Here is a 12,272-nt window from a genome sequence, read left to right as displayed (position 1 = left end):
GGTGCTGCCCGTCCGCCGGGGACGCTCCCGCCGCGCCCAGTGTACGGAGTCGTCCCCCCTTCGGCCGGCGCGCACCGCCGAGGCCCGGTGCGGCCTCCCCTCGTCTTCTCCCTCCTCCTCTCCCAGCCCCGAGTCCCCGCTCACACCTTCCCCGATTGGACACCACGCCCATGACTCGAACGCTCAGCGCGACTCTCGCCGCTCTGCTGGTCGTGATCGCCGCGTTCTTCGCGGCCGCGCCCAGCTTCGCGGCGGCGAACCGCTACGCCTCGCCCAACGGCACGGGAACGGCCTGCTCCGCAGCCGCTCCCTGCGCCCTGACCACCGCCGTCCAGAACGCCGCCGCCGGCGACACCGTGCTGCTCACCGCCGGCACCTACCCGACGACCACCCTCAAGGGCGGGAAGGCGACCGTCGCCGCTCCCGTCGTCGTCCAGCCGGCCCCGGGCGCCTCGCCCGTGCTCGGCTCGACGAAGGTCTACACGCCCAACACCGTGTGGAACGACATCTTCTCCAAGAGCACCTTCTACACCTACGGCTCCGGCATCACGGTGAACCGGATGCACATCGACGGCGCCGGCATCTTCGTGCGCAGCGCGAACGTCGTCGTCCGCGACTCGCTCTTCGAGAACGGCTCGTCGATCGACGGCATCCAGGTCGGCGGCACCGACAACGGGCTGATCGAGAACAACCTGGTCCGCAACTTCGACCAGAACATCGACAACGGCCTGCACGCCGACTGCATCCAGGTGTTCGAGAGCAACGACGTCACCCTTCGCGGGAACACGCTGATGAACTGCTACAACGCGGGCATCATCTTCTCCCCCGGCGGCGGCGACGGCATGAGCGACATCACCGTGGAGTCGAACTTCGTCTCCGGCTGCATCGTGATCACCAGCGACTGCCGCGGCGGCTCGTCCGCGGACTTCCGGGAGGCCTCGGCCGACGGCATCTACATCCGCAACAACACCTTCGAGTCGGGCGCACTGCGGGTCGGCGGGGCGAAGAACACGGTCTTCGACCGCAACATCGTCAGCTACCTCTCCTCCTGCACCAGCCCGATGACGAACACCATCGTCGAGAACTGGAACACCAAGCTCTGCAAGACGCCGTCGCTGCTCAACCAGCAGGGCAACATCCAGGGCGCTCCGGCGCTCGCCTCGGTGGCCACCGGCGACCTGCACGTGCTGTCCGCGACCGGGACCCAGATCGCCGGCTGGGGGTCGACCACGTCGGCCCGCACCGACATCGACGGCCAGGTCATGGGCTCCCGCACCGCCGGCGCCGACCAGTTCGGCGGGGTGACCGCTCCGACGCCGACCGCGACGCCGACGGCCACGCCGACCGCGACCGCGACCCCGACGGCGACGCCGACGGCCACCCCGACCGCGACCCCGACGGCCACGCCGACGGCCACCGCCACCCCGACCGCGACGCCGACCGCCACGCCGACGCCGACCGCCACGCCGACGCCGACCGCGACTCCGACCCCGACGGCCGCGCCCGCCCCGGTCGACCGCACGGCGCCGACCGTCGCGATCGTCTCGCCGGGCTCCGGCTCGTCGGTCACCGGAGTCGTCAGCCTGATGGCGACCGCCGCGGACGACACCGCCGTGACCGGAGTCACGTACTGGGTCGGCACCACCAAGCTGGGCGACGCCGTGCAGGCGTCGGACGGCAACTGGTACCTCACGGTCAACACCGCGGTGTTCCCGAAGGGCACCTACTCGGTGACGGCGAAGGCCGTCGACGCGGCGGGCAACGCCACGACGAGCGCCCCGATCCTCCTGAAGCGGGTCTGACGCCCGGAGTGAGGACCGCCTGAACGTCGAAGGGCCCCTGCGCAGTGCAGGGGCCCTTCGTCGTCCGCAGGTGACGGAGTCGCCGTCAGTCGGACTCGCCGTCAGTCGGCGAAGATCGCGCCCACCGGCTCGCGCTTCTCGGCCTGGAAACGGTCCTCGGCGCGGCCGAGCGCCCAGTAGGCCGAGAGCGAGAGCGCCGCGCGCTCGACACCCCAGTCGTCCTGGAGGATCGTGCGGAGCCGCTTCATCGCCGTCCGCTCGCCGTGGGCGAAGACCTCGACGGCGCCGGCCGGGCGGGTCAGCTCTGCGACGGCAGCGGTCAGCGCGTGCCCCGCCTCCTCGTCGCCGCGGTGCAGCCAGCGCACCTCGACGCCCGCGGGGACGGTCAGCGGCAGCTCGTCCTCGGCGCCGTGCACCTCGATGAGCGCGGTGCCGCGGGCCTGGGCGGGCATCGCCTCCAGGGCCGCCGCGATCGCCGGCAGCGCCGACTCGTCGCCGAGCAGGAGGTTCGCGGCGTCGGCGCGGGGCGCCCAGGCGCCGCCGGGGGCCGACATCTCGAGGCGGTCGCCGGGGCGCGCGGAGGCGGCCCAGGGTCCGGCCACTCCCTCGTCGCCGTGCAGGACGAAGTCGATCGCGAGGCTGCGCGCCTCGAGGTCGACGGAGCGGATCGTGTAGGTCCGGCGCACCGGGAGCTCCTCGGGGGCGAGGCGGGCGCGCAGGGCGTCGAGGTCGTGCGGCGGCTCGAGCGCGACGCCGGGCGGGGCGAGCAGCAGCTTGACGTAGCGGTCGGTCGCGGCGAGCCTCTCGGGATCCGCGGCCTCGACGAAGGCGTCGAAGCCCTCGCCGCCGAGGTGCACGCGCACGAAGTGCTCGGTGAGCCGCTCGGTGCGCAGCACGGTCAGCACGAGCTGCGGGCGGGGCGGACGGGCGCGGCGCTCGGACGGCGCGGCGGGCGTGGTGGCGTCGGTCATCCCTCCAGCATGCCGCCCGCGCCCGCCCGGCGCGCGCGCTCGGCCCGGGCTCGCAGGAACCGCCCCGGCACGCGGAAACCGTCGAATCCGACGAGCCCGACCGCGTTTCACGAGCCGGAGACACGACGAATCGCGGCCGGAACCGATACTGCTCGCCCGGTCAGCAGCAGGAGCGCGGTGCTCCCGCTACTGTTCGGATCGCTGCCGACCTCGTCGCGTGTCAGCACCAGGTCGACGAGTACCGACGCGGCCCGTGCGGGGCCGAGCGCGAAGAAGGGAGAGCTGATGGCGGCATCCTTTCGCGCCTTTCTCGACGAGTCGTCGGCCGACCGTGGCAGCGGGCATCAGGAGTACCTCGTCTGCGCAGCTCTTCTGACCGACGACTCCTGCTAGGATGCGCGCGACCTGCTGCGCCCGCTCCTCCTGCCCGGACAGATCAAGCTCCACTGGACGGGCGAGAGCGAGCGACGTCGCCGCGTCATCGTCTCTCGCATCGTCGAGCTCGGACCGATGAACATCGTCGTCTCCCACCGCGATCTCCGGCGCCGCCGCGTCGAGCGGTATCGGCGGAAATGCCTCGAGATGCTGTACCACGAGCTCATCGGGCTCGAGGTCTTCGATCTGGCGCTCGAGTGCCGATCCACTGCTCAGGACCGAGACGACCGTGCCCACATCGTCGGTCTTCAAGCGCAGGGAATGGATCGTCGCCTGCGCATCGCGCATCGTCGCGGCGGTGACGAGCCTCTGCTCTGGATCGCCGACGCTGTTCTGGGAGCGATCAACTCGGCCCGTCTCGGGGACCACAGACATCTCGACGAGCTGCGGACGACGCTGATCATCGAGAGTCGCACGCCGGAGTCACTCGTCGCGATCGACTCCGGGCCCTGACGAGCGGAAGGCACCCTGACAAGCGAAAGACCCTGGATCCAGTCGTCCGGCTGGGGTTCCAAGGTCTTCTTCCCGTTCCGTCGTAACGGAGGGCGACTCCTACGGTACGGCGTCCACGGTGACCCTGCAACGCCCGGAGCCGACGAGCCGAGACCGGTTCCGTGCGCGGACCGCGGCACGGGCGCGGACGCCACGGACAGCGAAGGCTCGTGTGGCGCGAGGTGGGGGCGCCCCGGCGCGCGACGGCGCGCGGGCGCGGACGGCCACGCCGTAGCCTCTCCCCCATGGATGCGACCACGACCGTCTCGCGCGCCGCCCCGACCGCCCCCCGGCTGCAGCCGGACCGGGTCCTCGTGCCCGACGTCCTGCGCGGGGTCGCCATCGTGGCGATGCTGATCGCGCACGCGATGCCGCTCGTCCCGAGCCTGCGCGGCGGGGCGGTCGGCTTCGCGGCGGGCACCATCAACGACCTCGCGTCGCCGCTGTTCGCCCTGGTGATGGGGATGTCGGCGGCGCTGGTCCTCGCGCGGCCCGGAGCCTCCGGCGGGCGCGTCGTCGTCCAGAACCTGATCCGCGGTGCCGTGCTGGTCGCGCTCGGCGTCTGGCTGGGCGGCTGGGGCAGCTGGATCGCGATCGTGCTGCCGCACCTCGGGCTCACGCTCGCGCTCGGAACGCCGATCCTGCTCCTGCGCAGCCGCCTCGTCGCGGTCGTCGCCGCCGTTGTCCTCGTGGCGGGCGCCCCGCTGAACGCGGCGGTCGCCGCCGGTGCCGACCCGACTGCGCTCTACGCGCGGACGCCCATCGGATTCCTGCTGCAGTGGAGCTTCGTCGATCCGCACTACCGGCTGACGAATCTGCTCCCCTTCCTCCTGCTCGGCGCGCTGCTGCTGCGGCACGGCTTCCGGCGCGACCGACTGCTCGCCGTGCTGGCCGTCGTCGCCGTGCTGGCGTACCCGGTCCGGCCCGCGCTCGAGCGGCTGATCGGCCTCGAGTCCGTGTCGGGCAGCCACCCGGACACGCTCCACGACCTCGGCCTGGTGCTCGCCGCCTACGTCGCCGTCGTGCTGCTCGCGACGGTCCGGCGGCGGCCGGCGAGCACGGTGATCACGGCGGTGCTCACGCCGTTCCGCGCCGTCGGATCGCTCGCGCTCTCGGTGTACGTGCTGCAGGTGGCGGTCGTCGCCGCCTTCGCGGCCCGGGGCCTCGGCTACGTCGCCGACACCCCCGGCGCCGCCCTCCTCCTGGTGCTGGGAGTATGGGCGGTCGCGGTCCTGTGGTGGCGCTTCGTCGGCATCGGACCGCTGGAGTGGCTGATCGGCCGGCTGACCCGGCTCGTGCCGGCGCCGCGGCGCTGAGCCGCCGATCGGTCGCCGACGATCGTCAGCTCTCGACGACCGGCAGCTCGGCGACCGCGACGGCTCCGCCGCTCTCGTCGGTGATCTCGATCGAGGCGACGGAGGCGCGCAGGACGGCCGCGTTCATGGCGCAGTCGAGCTCGGCGGTGCTGCCGAGGAACGAGCCCGAGGGCAGCCGCACGCCCGTCGCCGTGACCAGGACGACCTCGTAGCTCTCGCCGACGGCGAAGCCGCTGCCGCGCAGGATCGTCTCGGTGCCCCAGGTGTGCGCGACGAGCTCGGCGTCGATGTCGAGGGCCGGGTCCTCGGCGAACGCGATCGGCTCGACGGCGCCGAGCGTGCCCGGCCCGCCCTGGGGCGGTCGGTCGCCGAGCGCCTGCAGTGCGAGACCGCCGACGGCGCCGAGCGCGACGCAGGCGGCCGCGGCGGTCACGCCCAGCGCGATCCGGCGCCCCCGCGCGGGCCGGTCCGACGCATCCCGCGTTTCCTCGCCCCGGGCCCTCGGGACCGCCGTCAGCGCCGGGCCGGCGAGCGCCGCCACCCGCGTGCGCAGGTCCGCCGAGGGCTCCGGCTCCTCCCAGCGGCCGACGCCGCCCAGCCCGGACAGCACGGCGCCGAAGGAGGCCAGCTCCTCGTCCACGCTCGGATCCTCCGTTCGCAGCCGGTCGAGCTCGGCGGCCTCCTCGGCCGACAGCTCGCCGGCGAGGGCCGCGGCGATCAGTTCCTCGCGACGGCCGCCCTCGTCCGGGCCGCCGTCGCCGGGTCCGCCGTCGCCGGGTCCGCCACTGCTGGTCACGATCGGTCCTCCGGAGTCGGGTCGGGCGCCGCGAGATGCGTGCGGAGCGCCTTGAGAGCGTAGAACGTGCGGGTCCGGAGCGTCGCGACCGCGACTCCGGTCGCCGCGGAGACCTCGGCGTAGCTCCCGCCGCGGAGGTGGATCGCGACGATCACCTGCCGGTGCTCGGGCGAGAGCCGGGCCAGCGCCTCGACCATCATCAGCGGCTCGAGCGGATCGACGTCGTCGCCGGGGACGTCGTCGAGCACCTCGGCCGGCACGATCCGCGGCAGCCGCTGCAGGGAGCGGTGCGCGTCGACGATCACGTTGCGGGCGATCGCGAACAGCCAGGTGCGCGGGCTCGCGCGCTCCGCGACGTAGCGCTCGCGCGAGCGCCAGGCCCGGAGGAACGTCTCCTGCACGCAGTCCTCGGCGAGACCGCGGTCGCGCAGCGCGTTGACGGCGAAGCCGAGCAGGGCGGATCCGTGCTCGTCGAACGCCGCGGTGAGGTCGAGGGGCGTGGGGTCGCCGGGCGTGGGATCGCCGGGCGTGGGATCGAGCGGCGGGGCGGCGGGTCCGGCGGCGGGCACGGGCGCCGGGTGCGGGTCGGGCTGCGTCATCGCGGTGCGGTCCCCTCGTCGCGTCGTCGTCGTCGGCCCGGTCGTCCGCGGCCCGGTCGTCGTCGGCCCGATCGTCGTCGGCATCGTCAGCGCCGCGAGTGCCATCGGCGCCTCCTGTCCCGACCGGCCGGGCGGCCCGTCACAGGGGGTACGGAGCGGAGGAGCGAGACGTTCATCCGGGCACTGCGGTCGAGTCTATGAGAAGGATCTCAGACAGCGGGGAACGGGCGCGCTCAGCTCCGCGGCGCTCGGGTCCGCGGCGCGAACGCGCCGAGGGCGTACACGAGCAGGAGCAGCGCCATCGCGACTCCCGACGCGACCGCCGCCAGCACGGCCGCCGCGCCGCTGCCGAGGAGCAGGCCGAGGCCGCCGAGCACGACCAGCGCGCCGCCGAGCAGCGCGAACATCCGCTCGGAGAACGCCCACGCGAACGGGAGGAAGTGCAGCCCGACCACGAGCGCGATGAGCGCCGGGCGCAGCTCGCCGCGGCCCGCCGACTCGAGGACCCGGCTGCCGACCGCGATGAGCGCGAACTCGGCGACCACGCAGGCTCCGTAGACGGCGAGCCGCGCGGGCCCCGGCGGTGCGAAGGGCCCGAGCGGACGCGGACGGACGAAGAGGAACCAGAGTGCGGCGACGACCGTCGCGCCGACCAGGACCCGCGCGACGATCGCGACGGGCTCCGCGGGCGAGTACGAGAACGCGAAGACGACCGCGCCGGCCAGGCCGACGACCGCACCGAGTCGTCGCGGGTCCGCGAAGACCGGCGGGCCGCTCTGCTCCGATGCCATCCGGGCAGCCTCGCAGATCCCGGACGGCAGCGACAGCCGCCGGCGTCCCGAGCGAGCACCTGCGGACGCGCCGAGCGGCCGCGGTCCGGTCAGGAAGCGGTCCCGAGCTCCTCGATGTCGTCCACACCGGCGGCCGCGGCCTCGCGGCGTCGCGCGCGCAGGGACGGCGCGAGCAGCGCGGCGACGATCGCGAGCGCTCCGACTCCGGCCGAGGCCCAGAAGCCGACGGTGAACGCCTCGTCCGTCGGGGCGCCCTGCGGGGTGACGCTGGAGGAGATCAGCGCGGCGATGACCGCGGTGCCGATGCTGCTGCCGATGGTGCGCAGGACGGTGTTCGCGCTGATGGCCTCGCCGGTCTGGGCGGCGGGCACGCTCTCGACGATCGCGTTCGAGGTGGCCGCGAGGGCCATGCCGATGCCGATGCCGGTGAGCACGCCGGAGACGAGGATCTGCCACTCCTCGCCGTGTCCGAGAGCGGGGAGGACGAACGCGATCGCGACGGCGACGCCGCCGGTGATCATCGGGATCTTCGGCCCGACGCGGCGGATCATCGCCCCCGCGACGACGCCGGAGACGACCATGGCGACGACCGTCGGCAGCAGGAACAGACCCGCCTCGCTGACCGACTTGCCGAAGCCGTAGCCCAGCACCGTGGGCAGCTGGAGCAGGGTCGGCACGAGGATGAAGGTGCCGAACATCGCGAAGCCGAAGGCGAGCGCGACGATGTGCGCGGTCCACACCCCGCGGTGGCGGAAGAGGCGGACGTCGATCAGCGGCTCGGAGACGCGCAGCTCGACCAGCACGAAAGCGACGAGGGCGACCGCGCCGAGCACGAGCAGGCCGATCGTCTTCGCGTCGCCCCAGCCCCAGTTCTGGCCCTCGCTGATGGCGAGGAGGAGCGCGACCAGGCCGATCGAGAGGATCGTCGTGCCGACGAGGTCCAGCTTGCCCGGCGTGCGCACGGGCGACTCCGGCATCCCGAAGACCGCTCCGAGGAGGGCGACGGCGACCAGCACGGCGGGCAGCCAGAACAGCCAGTGCCAGGAGAGCGCCTCGACGATCGGGCCGGCGGCGACGATGCCGACTCCGGCGCCGATGCCGAAGATGGCGGACAGCAGCCCGATGGTGACGCTGACGCGCTCCCGGGGCAGCTCATCACGGACGATGCCGATCGACAGCGGCATCACCGCACCGGCCGCGCCCTGCAGGACGCGTCCGACGATGAGGACGCCGAGGTTCGGCGCGATCGCGGCGACGACCGTGCCGACCAGCAGCAGCGACAGCACCACGATCAGCACCTTGCGCTTGCCGACCATGTCGCCGAGGCGACCGAGGATCGGCGTGAGCACCGAGGCGGAGAGCAGGTAGGCCGTCAGCACCCAGCTCGCGTCGCTCGTGGCCACGCCGAGGTCCTGCCCGATCGTGCCCAGGGCGGGGGCGACCAGCGACTGCAGGACGGCGAACGAGAGACCGCCGAGCGAGAGGTAGAGCACGATCGCGGTGCCGCGCGGCTTCCGCTGCGGCGCAGCGCTCTCGGGCGGGACTCCGGTCGGCACCGAGCCCGTCGCGGCGGGCTGGCTGGTGGTGGACATGCGTCTCCTCGGCTGGTGTGCGGCGTGTGAGCGGCGTGTAAACAGGTGCTTACTTGTCGAGTGTAGCCAGCGCGGTGCGCCTGTCAACACGTGTTTACTTGTCCTCGGCTAGGTTGGTCGACGGGAGTGGGACATGAGCACTGACAGCGAGGACGTCGTCACGGCGGTCTCCGGCGGCGACGCCGACGACGAGCTCGTCCGCCCGGGCCGGGACGCGGAGGCGACCAAGCGCGCGCTGATCCGGGCCGCGCGGCGCCGGTTCGCGACCGACGGCTACCGCGCGACCACGGTGCGGCACATCGCCGCCGACGCCGGAGTGAACGTGGCCCTGATCAACCGCTACTTCGTCTCCAAGGACGGTCTCTTCGAGGCGTGCATGCGCCGCACCTCGGACGAGCTGGAGTCCGAGACCCCCGGCGGACCCGCGGATCTCGACGCGATCGTCCAGCGGCTGATCGGCCACGTCCTCCGCGCGCCGAACAACGACGACCCGCTGCAGCTCCTCCTCCTGCTGCGCTCCTCCGGCGACGCGACCGCGGACCGGATCCGCCGGGAGACCCTCGAGGAGTTCACCCGCCGGCTCGCCGTCGCGGCCGGCTGGCGCCCGGACGACCCGCGGACCGCCCCGGTGCTGGTCCGAGCCCAGCTCGCCATCGCGACGATGATGGGCGTCACCGTGATGCGCACCTCCGCCGCCGTGGAGCCGATCGCCTCCGCCGCCGACGAGGATCTCCGCGAGCCGCTGGACCGGATGTTCCGCGTCCTCCTCGGCGCGGAGTCCGCGACGACCGAGCCGCGCTAGTCCGGGTCGGAGTCGTCGCCGCCCCACTCGGGGGGCGCGCCGGCACTGCGCGGCAGGGCGTGCCGCCTGCCAGGATCCCTCGTGGGCCTTCTTCCCCCGGGAGCCCCTCCCCCGCCGCACGAGAGGCCGCCATGATCGACGTCCGCACCTCCGCCGACCGCCCCGCCCGCCGCCCCGACCCCCGCGGCATCTCCCGCCGGGCGGTCACCACCGCCGCCGCCTGGACCGTGCCCGTCGTGGCCGTCGCCGTCGGCACCCCCGCGGCCGCCGCGTCCGGCCTCGACGTGGGAGCCTTCGTCCTGAACGGCACCTGCGGCAGTCCCGGGATCCTCGGCCCCGGCTTCACGCTCACCGCAGGCTCCGCCGACCTGCCGGTCGGGACCACGATCACCATCGTCGGCAGCGGCGTCGCGAACATCGGCGTGTTCACGGCCACCCCGAGCATCGCGACGATCACTTCCCCGAGCAGCACCACCCGCTTCGTCACCCTCACCGGTCCGCTGCTCGCAGGCTCCACCCTGGGCCTGCGCACCACCCTCTCGGTCACCAGCGCCTTCACCCTCAACGCGACGACGACCCTCCCCGAGGGCTCCGTCGGCACCGGCGCGAAGAGCACGGCGTCGGTCAGGTCCGACCGGGTGTTCTGCACGGGCAACTGACTGCACGGGCGACTGACGGGAAGCGGGTCGATCGCCGAAGATTGATGAAGATTGCCCCGAATTAGAAAATCCTCATCTTGTGCAATCGATGACAATCGTCGCCCCGGGGCGCTCACACGTCGGAGGTTCGGCGGCGGATCAGTACGGGACCGTGAGCGACAGCACCGCGACGTCGAAACCCGGCGCGGTGATGACCAGGTCCGCCACGGGGACCGGACTCTGCGTGCGATCGTCGCTGGCGATCAGCAGCAGCAGGATGCCGGACTCCTCGCCCGCCGCGAGCGCGGGGTCGTAGCGGAGGGCGATGCGTCCCTCCGGGAAGCCGTCGGCGTAGCTCCACTGCTGTCCGTTGAAGCCGGCGAACGAGTAGCCGTTTCCCGGATCCTGGAGGACGACGATCACGGAGCCACCCTCGAGCGGGGCGGAGCCGGTGTTGGTCGCATAGACGCGGTACGCCGTCGAGGCCGACGCGACGTCCTCCGCGGGACCTTCGGCGCGAGCGCCGAGCGCAGGGAGCGTGCCGCTGGCCGCGGCGGACGGTGCGGAGACGGCGAGCGCGATCACGGGAGCGGCCCAGGCCGCTCCGACGAGGGTGCGGCGCGCGAGCGGCGCGGGGGGAGCGGTCGGGTCGGGCACGGCGGGGTCCTCTCGGCGGGGGTCAGGGCCGAGCGTAGATCGGGGCGGCACCGCCGGGGAAGCGGATCCGGGCGCCGGGCCCTACTCGGGGGTGGGCGCGTCGAGGGTGGAGGGGTGAGGGACGAGGCGTGGGACCAGCCGCACCAGCACGACCATGCCGATCAGCTCGACCAGGGTCTGCGTCACGACGACCACGGGCGCGAGTGCCAGCGGCGCGGGGAGCGCGAGTGCGAGCGGCAGCACCACGAGGGAGTTGCGGGTGGCGCCGCTGAACACCAGCGCGCGGGACGAGGGGACGTCGAGGCGGACGAGCCGGGCGACGCCGAGTCCGGCCGCGACCATCACCGCGAGGAACGCGGCGTAGAGGGGGACGAGAACGAGCAGTCTGCCCGCGGCGGCACCGACGGCGCCGATCTGCGAGGCGACGACGATGAGGAGGGTCGCCGCCATCAGCGGCACCATCAGGCCGAGCATCGTCGATTCGACGACCCGCCCCGCGCGATGCCGGCGGCCCAGCGCCTGCACGAGTGCGGCGGCGGTGAGCGGCAGCACGATCAGCAGCAGAAGCGCCCGCGCGAACGGGGCCACCTCGACCACGGCGACGCCCCCCGGCCCGAGGAACAGGAGGAGGTAGAGAGGGAGGAGCAGGAGCTGCGCGAGCATCAGCAGCGGTGCCGCCGCGAGCAGCCGGTCGGACGCGCCGCCCGCGAGGCCGGCGAAGACGATCACGTAGTCGATGCAGGGCGTCAGCAGCACGAGCAGCACCCCGAAGAGCAGCGCCGGGCTCTCGGCGACGAAGCGGGACAGCCCGTACGCGACGACCGGGACGACGACGAAGTTCAGGACGCCGACCGCGGCGAGGAAGCGGACGTCGCGCAGCGCGCGGCCGAGCGCCGCGAACGGGACGCCGAGGAACGTCGCGAACAGCAGCAGCCCGAGCACCGGCTCGATCGCGCCCTCCAGGTGCCGCGCGGCGGGCAGCAGCAGCCCGAGCACGGCGCCGGCGGCGATCGCGCCGAGGTACACGGCGACCTGCCGCCGCTCGAGCCGCGCGACGAGCGCGCTCACGGGCGGGGGCACGGCAGTCGGAGGGGCACACGCCAACGCTAGAGGCTCGGCGCGTCGTGCCGGCCGAGCGCTCGACAGGGCGCGTTCACGCCGGTCGAGCAGCGGCCCCTCCATGCCGGCCGAGTAGCCGCCTCCGGCGGCCCGTGCATGCTGGTCGAGTAGCCGCCTCCGGCGGCGTATCGAGACCCACCATCGCCGAGACATCCGGGAGCGGGTCTCCTCCACACTCTGGTTCTGACGACGTTGTCCCCGATCAGCCCGTGGTTCCGACCCGGCCGTCGGTGGCCCCTGCTTCGATATCCGTATGTCAGAA

The 12,272-nt window shown here is 73.5% G+C and carries 12 protein-coding genes; 5 read left to right on the top strand and 7 right to left on the bottom strand.

Annotated elements, in window-relative coordinates:
* Window positions 1-170: 170 nt before the first annotated feature.
* The gene (locus tag MT355_RS15790; RefSeq protein ID WP_243600303.1) at window positions 171-1,802 is read left to right on the top strand and encodes an Ig-like domain-containing protein; all 1,632 of its coding nucleotides are present in this window, start codon (window positions 171-173) and stop codon (window positions 1,800-1,802) included.
* Between the two features lie 101 nt (window positions 1,803-1,903).
* Here MT355_RS15790 and MT355_RS15785 read toward each other — a convergent pair whose 3' ends face one another.
* Window positions 1,904-2,773: a siderophore-interacting protein gene (locus MT355_RS15785; protein ID WP_243600302.1), complete on the bottom strand. Its 870-nt coding sequence runs from the start codon at window positions 2,771-2,773 to the stop codon at window positions 1,904-1,906.
* Between the two features lie 510 nt (window positions 2,774-3,283).
* Here MT355_RS15785 and MT355_RS15780 point away from each other — a divergent pair.
* Window positions 3,284-3,661 (top strand): hypothetical protein, encoded by a 378-nt coding sequence (locus tag MT355_RS15780; RefSeq protein WP_243600301.1) that lies wholly within the window; start codon window positions 3,284-3,286, stop codon window positions 3,659-3,661.
* A gap of 284 nt (window positions 3,662-3,945) precedes the next feature.
* Window positions 3,946-5,016 (top strand): DUF418 domain-containing protein, encoded by a 1,071-nt coding sequence (locus MT355_RS15775; protein ID WP_243600300.1) that lies wholly within the window; start codon window positions 3,946-3,948, stop codon window positions 5,014-5,016.
* Window positions 5,017-5,041: 25 nt separating this feature from the next.
* Here MT355_RS15775 and MT355_RS15770 read toward each other — a convergent pair whose 3' ends face one another.
* The 4 genes from MT355_RS15770 to MT355_RS15755 form a co-directional block, all read right to left on the bottom strand.
* Window positions 5,042-5,812 (bottom strand): hypothetical protein, encoded by a 771-nt coding sequence (locus tag MT355_RS15770; protein ID WP_243600299.1) that lies wholly within the window; start codon window positions 5,810-5,812, stop codon window positions 5,042-5,044.
* Complete coding sequence (locus tag MT355_RS15765; protein ID WP_243600298.1) at window positions 5,809-6,516, bottom strand: sigma-70 family RNA polymerase sigma factor; 708 nt, start codon at window positions 6,514-6,516, stop codon at window positions 5,809-5,811. The genes MT355_RS15770 and MT355_RS15765 overlap by 4 nt, the downstream gene beginning before the upstream one ends.
* Before the next feature lie 128 nt (window positions 6,517-6,644).
* Window positions 6,645-7,202: a hypothetical protein gene (locus tag MT355_RS15760; protein ID WP_243600297.1), complete on the bottom strand. Its 558-nt coding sequence runs from the start codon at window positions 7,200-7,202 to the stop codon at window positions 6,645-6,647.
* 89 nt (window positions 7,203-7,291) lie between these two features.
* The gene (locus MT355_RS15755) at window positions 7,292-8,794 is read right to left on the bottom strand and encodes an MFS transporter (protein ID WP_243600296.1); all 1,503 of its coding nucleotides are present in this window, start codon (window positions 8,792-8,794) and stop codon (window positions 7,292-7,294) included.
* A 133-nt stretch (window positions 8,795-8,927) separates the two neighbouring features.
* Here MT355_RS15755 and MT355_RS15750 point away from each other — a divergent pair, with 133 nt between their 5' ends.
* Window positions 8,928-9,596: a TetR/AcrR family transcriptional regulator gene (locus MT355_RS15750; protein ID WP_243600295.1), complete on the top strand. Its 669-nt coding sequence runs from the start codon at window positions 8,928-8,930 to the stop codon at window positions 9,594-9,596.
* A 131-nt stretch (window positions 9,597-9,727) separates the two neighbouring features.
* A complete protein-coding gene (locus MT355_RS15745) occupies window positions 9,728-10,255 on the top strand; it encodes a hypothetical protein (RefSeq protein WP_243600294.1) in 528 nt (175 codons plus the stop codon).
* 138 nt (window positions 10,256-10,393) lie between these two features.
* Here the strand turns inward: MT355_RS15745 and MT355_RS15740 are convergent, their stop codons facing one another.
* Both MT355_RS15740 and MT355_RS15735 read right to left on the bottom strand, forming a co-directional pair.
* Window positions 10,394-10,891 carry a hypothetical protein gene (locus tag MT355_RS15740; RefSeq protein WP_243600293.1) on the bottom strand — a complete coding sequence of 166 codons (498 nt, stop codon included), beginning with the start codon at window positions 10,889-10,891 and terminating at the stop codon, window positions 10,394-10,396.
* An 81-nt stretch (window positions 10,892-10,972) separates the two neighbouring features.
* Window positions 10,973-11,959 (bottom strand): bile acid:sodium symporter, encoded by a 987-nt coding sequence (locus MT355_RS15735; RefSeq protein ID WP_243600292.1) that lies wholly within the window; start codon window positions 11,957-11,959, stop codon window positions 10,973-10,975.
* Between the last annotated feature and the right edge of the window lie 313 nt (window positions 11,960-12,272).

This window comes from Rathayibacter sp. VKM Ac-2929 (assembly GCF_022815495.1).
Lineage (GTDB): Bacteria > Actinomycetota > Actinomycetes > Actinomycetales > Microbacteriaceae > Rathayibacter > Rathayibacter festucae.
Note: the sequence above shows the minus strand (reverse complement) of the source record. Positions and strands in the feature narration are given on the sequence as shown.